General features: G+C 37.6%; 18 protein-coding genes. 8 read left to right on the top strand and 10 right to left on the bottom strand.

Translation table 11 applies throughout. From position 1 onward, the window contains the following. Positions 1 to 121: 121 nt before the first annotated feature. Positions 122 to 1,234, top strand: a complete 1,113-nt coding sequence (locus NSQ52_RS06140; RefSeq protein WP_113766968.1) for an NAD(P)-dependent alcohol dehydrogenase — start codon at positions 122 to 124, stop codon at positions 1,232 to 1,234. A gap of 78 nt (positions 1,235 to 1,312) precedes the next feature. On the opposite strand, the gene alr is transcribed toward NSQ52_RS06140, so the two are convergent. Then, positions 1,313 to 2,494, bottom strand: a complete 1,182-nt coding sequence (gene alr, locus NSQ52_RS06135; RefSeq protein ID WP_039168779.1) for an alanine racemase — start codon at positions 2,492 to 2,494, stop codon at positions 1,313 to 1,315. A 251-nt stretch (positions 2,495 to 2,745) separates the two neighbouring features. Between alr and NSQ52_RS06130 the strand changes: the two genes are divergently transcribed. Further along, positions 2,746 to 3,009, top strand: a complete 264-nt coding sequence (locus NSQ52_RS06130) for a hypothetical protein (RefSeq protein ID WP_024720168.1) — start codon at positions 2,746 to 2,748, stop codon at positions 3,007 to 3,009. 784 nt (positions 3,010 to 3,793) lie between these two features. On the opposite strand, the gene NSQ52_RS06125 is transcribed toward NSQ52_RS06130, so the two are convergent. From NSQ52_RS06125 to NSQ52_RS06115, 3 genes are all read right to left on the bottom strand, one after another. Then, on the bottom strand, positions 3,794 to 4,927 hold the full coding sequence (locus NSQ52_RS06125) for a tetratricopeptide repeat protein (RefSeq protein WP_096881305.1): 1,134 nt from the start codon (positions 4,925 to 4,927) through the stop codon (positions 3,794 to 3,796). A 104-nt stretch (positions 4,928 to 5,031) separates the two neighbouring features. Further along, positions 5,032 to 5,469, bottom strand: coding sequence for a GNAT family N-acetyltransferase (locus tag NSQ52_RS06120; protein ID WP_342474005.1), 438 nt, complete (start codon positions 5,467 to 5,469; stop codon positions 5,032 to 5,034). A gap of 74 nt (positions 5,470 to 5,543) precedes the next feature. Beyond that, positions 5,544 to 6,704, bottom strand: coding sequence for an MFS transporter (locus NSQ52_RS06115; RefSeq protein ID WP_342474104.1), 1,161 nt, complete (start codon positions 6,702 to 6,704; stop codon positions 5,544 to 5,546). A gap of 112 nt (positions 6,705 to 6,816) precedes the next feature. On the opposite strand from NSQ52_RS06115, the gene NSQ52_RS06110 reads away from it, so the two are divergent. Both NSQ52_RS06110 and NSQ52_RS06105 read left to right on the top strand, forming a co-directional pair. Then, the gene (locus NSQ52_RS06110; RefSeq protein ID WP_342474004.1) at positions 6,817 to 7,722 is read left to right on the top strand and encodes a LysR family transcriptional regulator; all 906 of its coding nucleotides are present in this window, start codon (positions 6,817 to 6,819) and stop codon (positions 7,720 to 7,722) included. Positions 7,723 to 7,738: 16 nt separating this feature from the next. Next, the gene (locus tag NSQ52_RS06105; protein ID WP_035700391.1) at positions 7,739 to 8,302 is read left to right on the top strand and encodes a GNAT family protein; all 564 of its coding nucleotides are present in this window, start codon (positions 7,739 to 7,741) and stop codon (positions 8,300 to 8,302) included. Between the two features lie 4 nt (positions 8,303 to 8,306). Here the strand turns inward: NSQ52_RS06105 and NSQ52_RS06100 are convergent, their stop codons facing one another. Then, positions 8,307 to 8,831: a DinB family protein gene (locus NSQ52_RS06100; protein WP_047945579.1), complete on the bottom strand. Its 525-nt coding sequence runs from the start codon at positions 8,829 to 8,831 to the stop codon at positions 8,307 to 8,309. Between the two features lie 192 nt (positions 8,832 to 9,023). On the opposite strand from NSQ52_RS06100, the gene NSQ52_RS06095 reads away from it, so the two are divergent. Beyond that, positions 9,024 to 9,722: an amino acid racemase gene (locus NSQ52_RS06095; protein ID WP_342474003.1), complete on the top strand. Its 699-nt coding sequence runs from the start codon at positions 9,024 to 9,026 to the stop codon at positions 9,720 to 9,722. Positions 9,723 to 9,745: 23 nt separating this feature from the next. Further along, positions 9,746 to 10,621 carry a LysR family transcriptional regulator gene (locus tag NSQ52_RS06090; RefSeq protein ID WP_039168805.1) on the top strand — a complete coding sequence of 292 codons (876 nt, stop codon included), beginning with the start codon at positions 9,746 to 9,748 and terminating at the stop codon, positions 10,619 to 10,621. A gap of 30 nt (positions 10,622 to 10,651) precedes the next feature. On the opposite strand, the gene NSQ52_RS06085 is transcribed toward NSQ52_RS06090, so the two are convergent. The 5 genes from NSQ52_RS06085 to catA form a co-directional block, all read right to left on the bottom strand. After that, the gene (locus NSQ52_RS06085) at positions 10,652 to 11,485 is read right to left on the bottom strand and encodes an SMI1/KNR4 family protein (RefSeq protein ID WP_342474002.1); all 834 of its coding nucleotides are present in this window, start codon (positions 11,483 to 11,485) and stop codon (positions 10,652 to 10,654) included. A gap of 138 nt (positions 11,486 to 11,623) precedes the next feature. Next, positions 11,624 to 11,770, bottom strand: coding sequence for a RapH phosphatase inhibitor (locus NSQ52_RS06080; protein ID WP_342474001.1), 147 nt, complete (start codon positions 11,768 to 11,770; stop codon positions 11,624 to 11,626). A 287-nt stretch (positions 11,771 to 12,057) separates the two neighbouring features. Continuing rightward, on the bottom strand, positions 12,058 to 12,831 hold the full coding sequence (locus NSQ52_RS06075; RefSeq protein ID WP_342474000.1) for a hypothetical protein: 774 nt from the start codon (positions 12,829 to 12,831) through the stop codon (positions 12,058 to 12,060). 164 nt (positions 12,832 to 12,995) lie between these two features. Beyond that, positions 12,996 to 13,487: a hypothetical protein gene (locus tag NSQ52_RS06070; protein WP_342473999.1), complete on the bottom strand. Its 492-nt coding sequence runs from the start codon at positions 13,485 to 13,487 to the stop codon at positions 12,996 to 12,998. 507 nt (positions 13,488 to 13,994) lie between these two features. Beyond that, positions 13,995 to 14,657 carry a type A chloramphenicol O-acetyltransferase gene (gene catA, locus NSQ52_RS06065; RefSeq protein ID WP_342473998.1) on the bottom strand — a complete coding sequence of 221 codons (663 nt, stop codon included), beginning with the start codon at positions 14,655 to 14,657 and terminating at the stop codon, positions 13,995 to 13,997. 609 nt (positions 14,658 to 15,266) lie between these two features. On the opposite strand from catA, the gene NSQ52_RS06060 reads away from it, so the two are divergent. Both NSQ52_RS06060 and NSQ52_RS06055 read left to right on the top strand, forming a co-directional pair. Then, the gene (locus NSQ52_RS06060) at positions 15,267 to 15,773 is read left to right on the top strand and encodes a hypothetical protein (RefSeq protein WP_342473997.1); all 507 of its coding nucleotides are present in this window, start codon (positions 15,267 to 15,269) and stop codon (positions 15,771 to 15,773) included. A gap of 51 nt (positions 15,774 to 15,824) precedes the next feature. After that, positions 15,825 to 16,013, top strand: a complete 189-nt coding sequence (locus NSQ52_RS06055) for a hypothetical protein (protein ID WP_045035248.1) — start codon at positions 15,825 to 15,827, stop codon at positions 16,011 to 16,013. The last annotated feature ends 1 nt before the right edge of the window (position 16,014 follow it).

The raw sequence follows: 16,014 nt of genomic DNA, 5'->3' as shown, positions 1-16,014 counted from the left end.
TGATTGAAACGAAAAATCTTTCGTCCTACAATCAACTTAGTCATAAAGAAATGAATTTTTTGTGACATTTGATCTAACTTCTTCAGAATATCATACTATACAAAAAGTGAGGGCACATGATATGGAAATTCAAGCGATGGTCACAACAAATGAAAAAGATTTCGAGAAACAAACACTATTACTAGATGATCCAAAAGCAGATGAAGTGCTTGTCAAAATCGTTGCATCTGGCGTTTGTCATACGGATGCCACTGTATTAGATGGCACGCTTCCTGTCCCACGTCCTGCTTTATTAGGACATGAAGGCTCTGGCATTGTCGTGAAAGCAGGTTCTAATGTCACAACCGTTCAAGAAGGAGACCACGTTGTACTTGGTTTCGCTTATTGCGGTCATTGCCATAATTGTCTTGACGGGAACGCTGGTGGATGTGAAAACATGATTCCACTGAATTTTTCTGGTCGTAATAAACATAATGAAACGCCTATCCATACACATGATCATCAAGATGTATCACAATTTTTTGGTCAATCGTCATTTGGTACATATGCAACGGTTGATGAGAAAAATGTGGTGAAAGTAGACAAAGAAACTGATTTACGTTATTTAGGACCATTCGGCTGCGGCTTAATGACTGGGAGCGGTACTGTCTTAAATTCACTTGCTCCAGCTCCAGGTACAAGCCTTGTTGTGTTCGGTACAGGCGCTGTTGGTTTAAGTGGGTTAATGGCAGCAAAAATTGCAGGCTGTGATCCGATTATTGCCGTTGATATCCATGATAGCCGCCTTGAGCTAGCAAAAGAATTAGGTGCAACACATGTCATCAACAGTAAACATGAGAACCCAGCTGAAAAAGTGAAGGAAATCACAGAAGGAAAAGGGGCACATTACTCATTTGAAACAACTGGAGTACCAGAAGTCACGCTAGCTGCCCTTCACTGCCTGCGTGTCAAAGGAACTTGTGCAACAGTAGCAGTAGGAAAACGTGATTTAACGTTTAATGTCACAAATGATCTCATGCTCAATGCGCTCACGTTAAAAGGTGTGATAGAAGGCGATGCCGTTCCTCAACTATTCATTCCTAAACTAGTCAAGTTCTTTAAAAATGGACAATTCCCAGTTGAGAAACTAGCAAAATTCTACGAATTAGAAGAGATTGAACAAGCTTTTGAAGATTCTAAAAATGGATCTACGATTAAACCAATTCTTATTTTAGATAAAGAGTATCGAGCTTAAGCCGTAATAAGACATGAAACTCAAAATCCCCCTTTCCATATAAAGGGGGATTTTTGGACTTTCATGCAGTCCTTACCTTCACACATACATCACCGGCGTCGATATTTTAATAATCTTCCCGCCTCGACGATAAAACCTTGGAACACGGCGGCTTAATGTTGCAATGACTTCATAGTTAATCGTATTGAGCATTTCAGCAATTTCATCAACAGAAATTTCTCCGCCCTTTTGACGGCCATAAATGACGACTTCCTCGCCTTGCTTTGCTTTCATCTCTCCTAAGCTGATCATCGTCATATCCATTGTGACTCGGCCCGCAATTGGCATTCGTTCTCCGCGGAAAAGCATAAACCCTCGATTGGATAAAGCACGTGAGTACCCATCTGCATAACCAATCGGTATGGTTGCAATGACTTCGTCAGGCTTTGCCACATAGGTTGCCCCATAGCTGACCGTTCTTGGCTTTGTCACCATTTTCTTCACGAACGCAATTCTTGCTTTTAAACTGAGAGCGGGCTCTAGCTGAACAGCGTCTAAGCTTTTAATGTATTGCGAGGGATACAGTCCATAAAGTCCGATACCAAGCCGGATCATATCGGCGCTAAATTCAGGAAACGCAATCGAAGCAGCTGTATTGTTCATATGTACGGTCGGCAGTTTGATCCCTTCTTCTTTCAAAAACCGAAGAAAATCAATGAAGATGCTGTGCTGCAGCAACGTGAAATCAGGATCAGGCTCATCCGCAGTAGAGAAATGCGTAAATATTCCATCCCACCTCAGGTTTTCACTCTTTTCAAGCGCCTTCACCACCGCTAACAGCTCTTCCTTTGTCCGTACACCTAATCGCCCCATCCCTGTGTCAACATTGACATGAATCCCAAGCCGGCGCTGGCTTTCTTCTTCCGCTAAGATCTCATTTGCTTGAGCAATCCAGTCTTCTCGAAGGCCGGAGAGATCAATTCTCCAGGCTGCGGCCCTTTTCACACAATCGAGCGGTGTAAATCCAAGCACAAGAATAGGTGCTTCTATTTTTGCTCTTCGCAATACAATCCCTTCTTCTAAGCTAGCAACTGCGAGCTCCGTCGCACCGCTTTCTAGTGCCTGCCGTGCTACCTCCACTGAACCGTGTCCATAAGCATTCGCCTTCACGACAGCCATGATCTTACTTTTTCTTGGAATATGCGCTTGAATCGCTTCGATATTTCTTTTTATCGCATCAAGATTGACTTCTATCCAGACTTCCCTGCAAAGCTTTTGCATGTATTTCTCCTCCTAATCAATTTAATCATCCCTTTATCCATGTTCGCTTTTATGCGTAGTCTATCTTTATTCATTTTTAGGAAAAAACATTCAATCACGCCAAAAACAAATAATTCCTAAATATGTATATTTTTTGAATTTTTATTTATTTAGACATTTTTTGACATTTTTCTCCTACTAGACGTGCTATTCTTATAAGCATCTGTTAAACATTGGTTTAATAGAAAAATAAGGAAAAGGGAGATGTTTTAATGTTTAAGGGAAAAATGAAAAAAATAGTGGGAGCTACTCTCTTCACTGGTGCTTTAATGTTCTCTGCAATTCCTGCTGATGCCGCTTCGAATTTAATCCCTATTAGGGACAAGTATGATGGCTATCAATATCAATGGAATGGCTACAATAGCAGTGGAGTAGCAACCGTTACCGTTTTCTTTAGAGATTCGAATGGTAAGTCTTACTCTAATACTTATGAATGTGTCACTGTTATAAGCGGCACTTGTTATGTTTACGAATAATGTAAAAATGCAAAAAAATCTGCCCCCTTTATTAGGGCAGATTTTTTTACTTCACTTACTTAGAGGCCTCACATGAAATTGTGATCCCCCTAGTAATCATTTTTCATGTGGTACACTTTTCTAGCTATTCTCATATTATTAACAACATTCAATCGATATAAAGGTGAAAGAGAAATTTAACATTGGCAATTCAAATTTTGAATGAGTTTGTAGTGGAGTTTTGCGAATGAAAAATGAGACTTGAGAACTTTTGAATCTTTGTTGTTCTAGTATCGGCTTATACTGCCTGCCTTCCAATCAGAATGTTAGATTCATGAATGCTTTGCTAACTATTGATTTTGATTAAAATCTTTAGCGATAAGAAAGGTGACAATCAAATAGAAGATTGTGCCGAAAAACATACCATTTAACAAACTGATTAACAACATCTTACAAATCAGACCAACATAATAAGACACTGGCGTCCCTGGAAATACAGCCATATTTAACAGGCTAATCATAAAGGTTAAAGCAAAGAATATAATGAAAATCCTTCGAAATCATTTGGATTTTAACATTGTCATTTTACTTCTTCCTCAGTATATTTTATGTGAAAAATATACTTTATCCATTGCATAAATTCCATTTTAAAGTAAAAAGCCCTTTAAGGGCCTTTTACTAAGCAGAATAACCGATACTTGCTGTATGACCTCTCCTAGCTTCATCATGACTTGCTGTAACTTCAGATGTGAAATAACTCACAACACTTATCACACTCATCACCACGAATACAATGGATACAGTTTTAAATTTCATATAGACAGTCACCCCGCTTTACTTGAACTTGGAAATAAAGAATTTTTTCATAAAACAGCATTGCCTTGTCTTTATCTCCCAATTCATTATAATATTTTGCGGCATCTTTTGCTAAGTCTTCAAGGTCAGGATACATGGACTTCATCTCTAACCATTCTGAAATTTGTTCTAGTTGTTCAAAATTGTTGTCAACGTATAGTGATTTTAAAAACGTAAAGATACGTAACAGCACATGATCTTTCAGTTTTTCAGATAGTTCTATTCCGCTATGCAAAGCATACGTACCTAAATCCTGTTCGTTCTTTTTAAAATAGGCTTTTGACAACATCACGAGAGGGTCTAAAATCCGATTTAAATGCTCGTAGCCCCGCTCTTTAAATGCTCGAATCGAGTCATTAAAGTGAATAATTGCTTGTGCTAGGTCACCGTGATGAAAATAGCTCAACCCTAAATTATAGAGCGCTGACCCTTCTAATCTTTTTGTTGAGTGATCGGCAACTTGTTCTAGTGCGCGTTCAAAATGTGGAATGGCTTTTTCGGGACAGCCCATATCGATATAGTTTAAGCCAATGACAAAAGAACATTGAATTTCTCTAACTGTGTATGTATCTTTTTCTCGGTAACATTCTATCGCCTGTGCGATATGGTGCATGGACATGTGGGTTTGTTTCATGTGGTAATAGATTTCAGCCATTTTGTAATTGAACTCGGCACGTTCAATATCGTCACTTACAAGGGTTAACTTTTTTTCTGCCCGCTTATAGAAGGTAATCGCATTTAAGTATTCGTAGTTCTCAAATTCATACATGCCGTAGAAAAAATTGAAGTAATATTCTAGCAATCCTGTTAATTTCTCTTGATCTTTTTTTATCTTCACTGCAAGTTCCCTGAAGTTCGCTCGTTCTTTCCCATTTTCTAAAGGATCCAAGTAATCTAGCATTAATTTATGTCTGAACTCCATGAGTGAGAAATATAATAATAGATCCTGATTTTCTTCCATATCATCAAGCATCGATTTGATTTCTTCTTTATACGCCTCGGCATCAGGAACATTAAATCTTTGAATATGATAATACCATTCATTGATTTTCAAGCCGACGTGAGAAGAAAGTACTTTTTTCATCCACCCCTACTCCTCCCTCTATTTTCCCTATAATGACATATATTATCATTTTATAAATCTTTCGACACCGAAAATAAACCGCAAAAAAGCCCCTTGTAAAGGAGCTAAAACATAAATGATCTTTCTTCATAAACAAGAACCCAGTATTCCGCCCCCGGTTCTCCTTCTTCTACCACTGCCTTCCAACCTCTTTTGTGATAGAAAGATAAAGCCTTGTGATTTTCGGAGACGCATTTGAGGGTGACCGGTGTTCCTAGAACTTCTATAGCATGTTGAAGCAATAGATCTCCAGCCCCTTGACCAGCCGCATTTGGATGGACAAACAAGAGATGAATAAAACGATCTGGTACATAGAGAGAAATGAAACCAAGGATTTTACTGTTCTTCTCGACTAAAAAAATTTGTTCCTCCCGGGTATCCTGATCAAAATCATGCTGATGTATTTCTTCCGTATGGAGCCAGTGAAAACTTTGCCGGCGGGATTCGAAATAAATGTCTCTTAATTGTGGATAGTCGATCGTTTTTGCTTCTCGTATAAGCATGTGAATCCCTCCAATTTCCAATTAAATAGGGCAGCATCTAGACATGATGACCGAAATGCTTCCAGCGAGTAAAATTATGAGCTGGATCCTTCTTCACGTTTTCCCCCTAACTTCATAGATAACTGCACGCCAATCATCAGCATCACGATGGCGAGCATTGCGACAATAGCAGCTTGAAAATGTCCGCTGATATCGAAAATCAAACCGATTAAAAATGGACCAAATCCTCCCATGACGTACCCGCCCATCTGTGACATCGCTGACCATGTACCGGCTTCTTCTGGCGTACGCGTTTCAATAATAGGCAGCATAAGCGCCAAAGGAAATAATCCACCTGCTCCAATCCCAAGAAAAATAACAGCTGGCAGGATCGGCATTGGAAATAGAAGGAATATGAGGCCAATCAGCTCTGACAAACTGCATAAGATCAGAAATAATTTCGGCTTTCCTAGACGATTGACGATGTTTGGAACGAGTAATGCCACCGGAATCTGAATGAGTGTAAATATCGTAAGCAGCATGGCGGCATACTGTGGACTATTCCCAAAATCAAGCGCAATGGGTGAAATCCACGCTGTTAACGAATAGAACATGCTAGACATAAAGCCAAAGAACAAGGTAAATTGAATGGCTTTTTTGTTTCGTAGCGGTAATCTCAGCGGCACATCTGCATGATCCGCTTGTTGGTTTTGACGAGCTAGACCGAGCCATAAAATCATGGCAATAACGCCTAAAATCGCCCAGCAGGATAACGCAAGTGGAAGGTTATGCTCACTGCGAAGGTAAATCGGAATGGTCAAGCCCGAAGCAAGTGCAGCTCCAACTGTCATCGATATAGAATACACACTGACAATCCCAGGACTTTTCGGGAAATACTTTTTAATAAAACTAGACAACAATGGTCCGGCAAAACTAATTCCAACTCCTCCTGCAAAAGCAGTCATGAGAAGGATGGTAACCGTTTGACTTGTACCACGCAGTCCAGTCGCAATTGTGATAAGAAAAATCGAGAAAAAAAGAGTTCTCTCTAATCCAAACCGGCGGCTTAGTTTCGTTGCTACAGGGGCAAACACTCCCATGCACAAGACCGGCAAAGTGGTTAAAAGACTTGCCGTGAGTGCACTAACGCCAAGGTCTGATTGAATCATGCTCATCATAGAAGCTACGGATGTAATGATTGGGCGCAAGTTTAAGGCAGCTAAAAATAAAGCAGCTAAATAAAATATTTTTTTTATCAATACTCTTCTTCCTCTCTCATCTTGTTGAGGTTACTATGAGTATAAATCCGCTTCATTCATTGATCAATACAATAATTCGTATTATGATGATAGGAAAATACTATCATTAATGAAAGGATGGCATATGGATACTCGTCACATTACCTATTTTATGGCTGTATTCGATCATTTACATTTCACAAAGGCTGCAGAGCAACTAGGTATATCACAGCCTACATTAAGCCAACAGATTCAGCTGCTTGAAGCTGAAGTTGGGATGCCGCTTTTTGACCGAATCGGTAAAAAAGTAGTTGCAACTGAAGCTGGTACGCTTCTTTATCAATATGGCATGAAAATGCTTCAGGCTGAACGAGATGCCAAAAATGCTATGAAAGAGCTGTTATCTGAACAGCGGGGTACCGTTCGGCTTGCCGTCCTTCCCTCTGATCTTGACTTTCAGCTTGTTCCGCTTTTTGTAGAATTTAAAATGCTGTACCCAGAGATCAACCTAAAGGCTTTTTCGACCATCTTTGTTCGTGACGAGGTGCTCTCACATAAAGTCGATATCGGAATTGGGCTGCGCGGGCCTGCGGATAAACGACTGATTCAAATTCCACTTGGCGATGAGCCCTACGAATTGTTTGTTCATTCAGACAGTGAACTGGCAAAAAGGCGTGAAGTGACGCTAAAAGAGCTGACAAAACATGCACTGGTCATGTATCCAAAAGGCTATCTAGGAAGAGATTTGGTCGATGACGTATGTAAAGAACACGGTTTTGAATTGGACACGGTCATGGATGTTGGGTCTGCCACTTCATTATTGCAGCTGGTTGAAGCCGGTATCGGCGCCACCATCCAGCCAAGAGGGCTGTTAAAGCAACATTCAGCATGGCCTAATATTGTCTCTATCCCTATTTCTGCCCCTGCTCCTGTTCGGCATCTTGAATTAACGTATTATGCCGATCGATTTGTGACCAAAGCGCAAAAACAGCTATCTGAATGGCTAATAGACTTTTTTAAATCAAGAACAAACTAAAAAGTGAGGGTAACACATGAAGAATGCAAACAGCATATTTACAAGAACAAACCGGGTTGTGATTCGTCAGTTTGATCAGCAGGATATTGAAGCATTTTATCAATACCGATCAAATCCCTCTATTGCCACATTTCAATCTTGGGAAAACTACACGCACGAAGACGCTGAATCATTTGTACAACACCAAATGACGCAACAACCTAATCAACCAGGGACGTGGTTTCAATACGCGATTGCCTTATCTGAATCCAATCAGTTGATAGGAGATTGCGCCATTCATACACTCGGCAGCGAGCCTAGAATCGTTGAAATAGGATTTACACTCGCGCCTGAATTTCAAGGAAAGGGCTATATTCATGAAGCCTTGAATTCAATGATCGAATATATTTTCACTACACTGAACAAACATAAAATCATTGCCTTTACAGATGTACGCAACGAAAAATCTATTCGAGTGCTGGAACGTTTAGACATGAGACGCGAAGGACATTTGCTACAAAATTATATGTCAAAAGGACATTGGGTCGATGAGTATCAATATGCGATTCTTCAATCCGAGTGGGCCGCGAAGCGTCATTAATCATTTATTTCCTATTCAAAATCCCTAAATAAGCGCTCCACGGTCCTACATCGGTTCGATATCGTTCCGCCATGACCCGAACAATTTGGGAAATATGGGTGAAATCATGGACAACCCACGCAGAAAGTAATTCGCTCACTTGCACGACGCCGAATTCTGGATGGACGCCCTTTTTCTCTAGATCAAGACTTGAATGTGTCATACGCTGAATGTATGCCACATTCTCCATCCGCACATGATGAAGCTCCGCTAGTGCTTGTTCTATCTGTCTTTCAGTTTGATTCAAATGGGAGTAGCGGTCAAATGCAGGAAATGGGGTATTCTCTCCATCAGCAAGAATGACATTTAATCGGGGAATCCAGTTGAATTTCTCTGCTTCAATCAAATGTTCAATGACTTCAACGGGATTCCACGTTCCCTCCCCTTCACGACTGTGAAGCCAATCCTTCGATAAACCTGACAAAAGACTTTCTAATGTACGAGGAGTTCGACTCAACATATCTAAAGCTTCATTCAAATTGAAATTCATATGGTTGCTCCTTTATCAATTTTTCTTTATTCTAATGTTTTTTGATTAGATTGCAACTCATACCTCAAAACAGATAAAGAAGAAAATAAAAGGTGCTTTTAATCAACCTTCTATATACAAATAGAACTTTTCTATAACACTCACCATCCTTTCTTTTTTTATAATAGAAAAAAATGAAATGTGGTGATAGTGATGTCTACAACGATTGGGGTTATGGGTGGTATGGGCCCTTTAGCGACGATTGATCTGATGAAAAAAATTATCTCTCATACACCAGCTATTAAAGATCAGGATCATCTCCATGTGATTGCTGATAATTATCCGCAAATCCCTGATAGAACCAATGCCATATTTGGGAAAGGCGAAGATCCTACAGAATATATGATTGCATCAGCTAAAAGATTAGAACGCGCAGGAGTGGACTTTATTCTGATTGCATGCAATACCGCTCACTTCTTTTTAGAAAACGTACAACAATCCACTCATATCCCTATCATGAATATGCCATTAGAAACCGCTAAGCACCTGAACAAACATCACTATACGTCTGTGGGATTACTATGTACTGATGGCACATTAAAAACCCAGCTCTATCAAAAGGCTTGTGCCCATCACAAGATTGATGTCATGACTCCTAGTGAAAATCTTCAGAAAAACGTGATGAATGGGATTTATGCCGTGAAAGCAGGGAAATTGAGTAAAGGCGAAAGTGAACTGGCGTTAGCTGCAGAAATTTTAATCAATCAAGGAGCAGAAGCTATCATTGCCGGCTGTACAGAAATTCCTTTAGTTCTAAGGTCAACCAAAGCTGTGAAAGTGATTGACCCTACTGTCATTTTGGCGAAAGAAGCTGTAAAATTAGTGTATGAGCTTGAAAAGCTAAACATTTAAAGAACGTCATATAAGGGGATAACATGAATATTGAGAATATAGAAGCGTTTATTTATGTATGCCAGCTAGGCAGTATCAATAAAGCTGCAGAAGCACTGTATTTAACCCAGCCTTCTGTTTCGGCACGTATTCAATCGTTAGAAAAAGAATTAGATCTGAAATTATTTGATAGACAGAGAAATAAATTATCTCTGACGGAAAAAGGTGAACAGTTTTACCCGCATGCCAAAAAGATTCTCCATTCTTATCAAGAAGCAAAGCATAGTCTCAAACAAACGATGATCCCTTATGAATTGACGATTGGATGCGCATCCTCTATTTCCAATAATCTATTGCCTAACATATTGCCCGCCCTAAAAGAAAAATACGAAAACCTGAAAGTGAAAATTGTAACAGGACATTCAAAGGATGTTGTCCAAAAAGTGATTAACAACCAAGTAGACTTTGGCATTGTCAGGACTGAAACACATCCTCAAATTGAATCCATCCCGATTTTCAGCGATCCAATCGGGCTGTTCGTCCCAACTCATCACCCGCTCGCCAGCCATGACAACATCAATATGAATGAACTAGAAGAACAACCTTTTATTTTCTTTGACTATGGGTCATTTGATTGGTTGATGCTCCACCGATTATTTCAAAAAAACAACATCACACCGAACATTTCCATTGAGGTTGATCATATGGAAACTGCAAAAAATTTGGTACTGCAAGGAATGGGACTATCGTTTCTTCCTCATCATTGTGTTAGAAATGAAGTAAAACAAGGAACATTAAAACAAATTTCAATCGATCCATCTATCAATTTCAACATCAATATTGAGTTTATCTATAAAAAGGGAAAATCCAAATCCGTTTTCATTGATCAGCTCAAACAATTTTTTCATGAATTAGATTAAAAAAAGCCCTTTTTGGGGGCTTTTTTTCTTTCACTGTCGTTTTTTCACTGGATGAATGTCCCCTCCCAAAAAGGCGATATTCGGATCTCCACTATTTTCTAGAAATTCAGCCATTTCTTGCAGCTCTTGATTGATACGGTCATTCCTTGGCATATCTGGGTTTAACAGAAGGTTGGAGTGAATAGCAGTAGCTGTTTCATACAAGACATGTTGATCTTTTATCTGTTGAATGCACTGTTTCATGCGCATGAAAAACCATGCGATCTCTTCAATGTCTTCCATCGGATAATGCGCTATTTTGAAGAGATTCTGCTGACGAAGGTCTCCTCTCTCAAAAATGTGTTCAAGCTCTTCTTTACTGATATATAAATCCGAAGCTTCCTCCTCAATCTCTATTACTTCAACCATGGCGTCGTCAGCTGTATATAACCGCTCAACAAATTCATCGAAACTATCTGCCAGCTTAAAATCTACTTCCAGCTCTAAATCGAAATAGTGAATAGGAGGATGTTCTTTCGTTTCTCGGTAATCCATGGCGATCCATGTATCTTCTTCCCCGCTGATGAAAATAAGTCCCTCAGGCAGCTCCAATTCATCACTTAACTGAACACTATTCATAATTACATCATCTTTGGCGATTCCTCTTAGATGGTCGAATTGAACATGATCCTCTGCCCATGAATTCGGCCGTTCGGTTGGAAAAGCATTGCGAACTGTAAAACCACCATTCCATTCTAAAATGAGTTTTTTGTATGTATCAGGTAAAGTGACACCAAGCGTTCCCTCTGCTTCATGAATTTGTTCCTCATCTATCTTTTCTAACGTAAAAGGACTCTCTTCATCTTTCTCCCAGAATGATTTCAAAGTGGATGCCTCCTCGTATCTATCTGAGATAAGTATAACATTGACCAACTGTTCATTTGCTCATTCTACTTCATAAAAAAACAGACTCTTAAAGTCTGTTTTAATCTTGTCTATACGTTTTCAGAAGTTGTATTTCGATCAATCATAGTCGTGTTTCGATATGATTTTTTGTTCCTCCATTGTTGTATTCCGAATTGATTTTGTTTCAATGATTTTTAAAGTTTCTGCTGTTGAAACACTTAACAATACAATGGATACAATGATTAGGAGTCTTTTAATCACCATACAGACACTCTCCTTTTTGAATATCATTTTGAGCTTTAAGAGCCTTTCTATTCTGCTACTCTTTCCAAAAAGAAACCGTAAATAAAGAGCTCCCTCTCAGGAGCAGTGTGCTAAATACGCTGTCATAAACCATAACTCAATGGACTACTTGTGTGTCTGATTTTCTTCTAATAATTTTATAATCTTTTCATTAGATTGTTGAATATTTCTCTAAATCGATACCATGTTCCCTGTAAATCCTATCAATATAATGAATAAAATAATGATCATCCACATAAAATTGCCTCCTATGGTTGAATTAACGTTCTAATAGAAGAATAGCCTCTAAAATTAACTTCCTCAAATTTAGTACTATTATCAAAAGGTGCAGGAAAAGCAATGACTTGAAAATTCTTTTCCTTTTTCACTTTTGGCAATTTTATTTGATAAACATTTGTTTTTTCACTTTCTACAGATACATACATCACAGGTTTTCCATTGAATTTTTGTTGATCGAATTCCGAGAATGCGACTAAAGCATAATTCATTTTTTCTTTACTTGTATTATCCACTTGGAGATAGACCGGCATTTGACTTTTTGAAGTATACAGCACTTTATTTGAAACCTTTCCTGAAGCCATGAAAATTTCTTCTCCAGTTAATTCATCCGTTTTATATATTGGAGAAAATTCACTTCTAATATGATGAGATGAAGCTTTTTTTGTAATGAATCGCATAATATAATTTTCTTGTAAACCTGTCGCTATATCTATATGACTATCTTTCAAATGATACTTTGCTTCGGGAACAATAATAAACGCTATTTCTCCAACATCTTTTGGTAATGTCGCTTTGATTGGTAATGTCATCACCTGGTCTTTAGTCATCTCAAATGTGTATGATTTAGCTGGTCTATGATTATCTGCAGAAAATGCTATTTGATTAAAATTTGCTAGTAAGAATAACGTGTACTTTCTATCTGCGTCTATGTAGTGTGAGAAGGAAAGAACTTTGTTCATTTGGTTCTTCTTAATCAAACCGATATCTAGAGTATCAAGAAGCTTCCCCTCAGGTTCATACATACAATATGATACGGTCTCCGTTCCTGGTCCAGTAACATCCAACATTTCATCATTATAGTCTATATCGCCAGAGACTTTTCCTTGTCTGACAAATAAAATAAAAGTCATTAGTAATACGATGAAAATGGTTATGAATAAAATTGTTCTATGTCTCATCACGACTATTAAATTTTAAAAGTCTTTTGGCGACTAACAGTTTTATAACCACTATCTTTATATAAAGAGTTTCCAATCGCTCTACCTTTACATCCCCAGCCACCATCAACACCACCGGCAGCATTCGCTCCAGCATAATTTGATTTCTTCGCAGAATCGGTCTTGCTTTTAGAAAGTCCTCCATCTCCTCCATATAGTCGTGATTTTGCTTCTATATAATCAATTTTACCCTTTGACTTCGCTGTCGTTAACATGCTGTAGTTACATTGAAATATCTCGCCAATCAATCCACCAGTTTTTCTTAGTTTCCAATTCGTAACATAGTCAGCTTTTGCCGATTTTTTGTTAGTTGAATGCGATACAGAATCCGTTGAAGTATCCTCTGCAATTGTTATCCATTCAGTTTCATTTTTCTCAACAGTAGTTGCTGAAACAGTTGCAGGGAATATCGTGCTAGCTAAAAATATTGAAGACAGTAATAATGTATTGCTTTTTTTCATCATGTAAACCACCTTTATCAATTTTTAGAGTAAATACATATACATTTAATTCAATATAATGATTTTAGGATAGAGTGAGCATACATTTTTTCACATCCGACAAAATCACTGCTTTCTTCTATAAGAATCTCCCGCCCTTTTTACAGTTTCAAAATATTCCATTACTCCGTAGTTCATCACCTATCATTAATTAATTTAGAAGCTTACATGACAAACACTCAGAATCATTTTTCAGGCCTACTACTCTTGAAGACAGTTTCAAGCTGAAAATTTCTATACCCCTATCCACACTCCAACAATTCCCTTTATATTACATTTATTATCACATAATGGAATTTATAAAACACCGAAAAGAAACCGCAAAAATAATTGAGAAACAAAACATGATTGCCTTATTTGCAAACTAATAACTTCTTCATCACACAACAAATAAGCAGACTCGTTAAAGTCTGCTTTATGCTAACTTCTATAAACCATTGGAAACCTCTTGCAAATCACTCCTGACATTTAGGACATATCCAATGAATCGTCTAACCACTCTTCACAATGTTCAATAAGCCACCTCAAATATTCCACATATTGACCGGCATGATAGCCGTCACAAACAGCATGATGGACTTGAATCGCGACTGGCAAGGTGATTTTTTCTTCTTTCATCTTAAATTGACCTACCGTAAATATTGGTAGTAAATAAGTTATATCTGTAGATACATTAAGGTTAAAAGAAGTAAAATCAATCCACGGCAGACTTGAAATATTGAACATGTTTTCTGGCATATGAGGTTTCGGAAATAGGTTATTACTTTTGCTGTAAGTGTCCATGTCCGCTACACAGCTTTTATAAAACCGAGCAAAGTTTTCGTCATAAGGCGTCCAGATACTTGAAAATGTCTTTGTTTCTTTATTTAAAATCGTATAACTAGGATGGAGAATCTCCCAGTAACCAAGTGCATCGTTCACTTGATCCATCCGAAACTCAGGAATTTGCTGCACAGCTCTTGCTAACAAATAAATTTGCACAGGATATACTTTTAGCCTTTTTTCTTTTAATATTGCATACAATTTTGTGATGTCTAGATCGATCACCAGACTATATGTGCATCGGGTTACCGTCATATAATGATGAAAGTGCTCTTTTCTCGGATAATTTTCATCTATTTGTTTAAACATTTTTTATCTCCTCCTGAATGTAATTGCTTGTATTCAGGAGGAAGCTTTATCTGTTTTTACCACCACGATCATCCTTTCAACCGGTAGGTTATGTTTCTGTCTACCACTACTCTAAGTTATAACGTTTTCATTCAATGGCTACCATAAGCTTAGCCTACGATAAAGCCTTCAGCAATTCTTCTTAAGTGATCTTGACTAACGTGAACTTTTCTAGTGCTCTATATCTTTCTCAGCTTACAAAGAAGATATAAAAATCCTGTAATTATTAACGATATACTGTATTCACTTCTATCTTTTCTGTAGAAGCTATTTATCCTCCTCTTCTTCTTTAATATCCCCCTCTGGTATTTCTTCGTTTTTAAGAGCAAAAAAGATATTCCTTTTTTATATTCTACGAATGATTTAAATTCTTTGCTAGTCATGTCTTTTCGTAATTAATATGTATATTATACCATTCTATCCTATAACAAATAACCTATTTACTTCATTTATTTACAAATGATAACATTATTTAAAGAAGGAAGAATATTTCTAACAACTAAAACAATTATTGAATTATTAATTAGTTGAAAGCTTAATCTAAAAAATATTCCAAAGTAGGAGCTTATTATGGGAAAATCAAGTACTTCCAAAGGTTTAATATTATCAATGGTTGCAGGAATTTCTGTTTTTATACTCTCACCTTTTGCAGAAGCAAATGCATCTAAAGCTTTTGAGAAAGAACAGTTCTATTCTTATTCATTTGTAAAATCTTCTTTTGATCAAGCAAAAGAGCCTACAATAGATAAAATAACACAGTATTGGAATTTAAATGAAGTAGAAACAGAAAAGTTCAAAAAAGCAATTAAAGGAGCTCAATCAAAAACAAATGGAGAAGCTATTACACACGGTAAATTCACATGGGCTATAAAAGCAATAAAAGAAGCTTATGATCAATTACCTACAAAACTGAAAGTAATGATAGGCGGTGTTACAGGGTTAGAAACAATTCTAATAACTATTGAACATTATACAGGCACTCTTGAACATGGTATTTATTTAGGTGCTCTTAAAGTTACTGGAAGTGAAAATGCAGCATGGTGGGTTGCTAAAACCATCATGTTGTTCGTTTTTTAAAATGTACTAAAACACACCTAGATGCTGAAACAAAAAGGAGGTTCTTGGTTAATGACACAGGAAAATAAAGCATCCAAAAGTTTGTTAATTACTTTACCCATCGCTATTATAGCTGTTGTCTTGATTTTAGGAAAAATTGATACACCTGTAACAAATATTTTATTTTATGTAGTAGCTTTCGGTGTAATGGGTTTAACTGTTTCAAGCTTAGTAAAAGACTACAAAAAAAAGAAAGATTGAT

Origin of the sequence: Bacillus sp. FSL W8-1141 (assembly GCF_038593205.1) — a bacterium.
GTDB classification, from domain to species: Bacteria; Bacillota; Bacilli; order Bacillales; family Bacillaceae; genus Bacillus; species Bacillus altitudinis.
Note: the sequence above shows the minus strand (reverse complement) of the source record. Positions and strands in the feature narration are given on the sequence as shown.

Coding starts and splice junctions, on each gene's coding strand:
- NSQ52_RS06140 (WP_113766968.1), top strand. CDS start 122: ATGGAAATTCAAGCGATGGTCACAACAAATGAAAAAGATTTCGAGAAA.
- alr (WP_039168779.1), bottom strand. CDS start 2,494: ATGCAAAAGCTTTGCAGGGAAGTCTGGATAGAAGTCAATCTTGATGCG.
- NSQ52_RS06130 (WP_024720168.1), top strand. CDS start 2,746: ATGTTTAAGGGAAAAATGAAAAAAATAGTGGGAGCTACTCTCTTCACT.
- NSQ52_RS06125 (WP_096881305.1), bottom strand. CDS start 4,927: ATGAAAAAAGTACTTTCTTCTCACGTCGGCTTGAAAATCAATGAATGG.
- NSQ52_RS06120 (WP_342474005.1), bottom strand. CDS start 5,469: ATGCTTATACGAGAAGCAAAAACGATCGACTATCCACAATTAAGAGAC.
- NSQ52_RS06110 (WP_342474004.1), top strand. CDS start 6,817: ATGAAAGGATGGCATATGGATACTCGTCACATTACCTATTTTATGGCT.
- NSQ52_RS06105 (WP_035700391.1), top strand. CDS start 7,739: ATGAAGAATGCAAACAGCATATTTACAAGAACAAACCGGGTTGTGATT.
- NSQ52_RS06100 (WP_047945579.1), bottom strand. CDS start 8,831: ATGAATTTCAATTTGAATGAAGCTTTAGATATGTTGAGTCGAACTCCT.
- NSQ52_RS06095 (WP_342474003.1), top strand. CDS start 9,024: ATGTCTACAACGATTGGGGTTATGGGTGGTATGGGCCCTTTAGCGACG.
- NSQ52_RS06090 (WP_039168805.1), top strand. CDS start 9,746: ATGAATATTGAGAATATAGAAGCGTTTATTTATGTATGCCAGCTAGGC.
- NSQ52_RS06080 (WP_342474001.1), bottom strand. CDS start 11,770: ATGGTGATTAAAAGACTCCTAATCATTGTATCCATTGTATTGTTAAGT.
- NSQ52_RS06075 (WP_342474000.1), bottom strand. CDS start 12,831: ATGTATGAACCTGAGGGGAAGCTTCTTGATACTCTAGATATCGGTTTG.
- NSQ52_RS06070 (WP_342473999.1), bottom strand. CDS start 13,487: ATGAAAAAAAGCAATACATTATTACTGTCTTCAATATTTTTAGCTAGC.
- catA (WP_342473998.1), bottom strand. CDS start 14,657: ATGTTTAAACAAATAGATGAAAATTATCCGAGAAAAGAGCACTTTCAT.
- NSQ52_RS06060 (WP_342473997.1), top strand. CDS start 15,267: ATGGGAAAATCAAGTACTTCCAAAGGTTTAATATTATCAATGGTTGCA.
- NSQ52_RS06055 (WP_045035248.1), top strand. CDS start 15,825: ATGACACAGGAAAATAAAGCATCCAAAAGTTTGTTAATTACTTTACCC.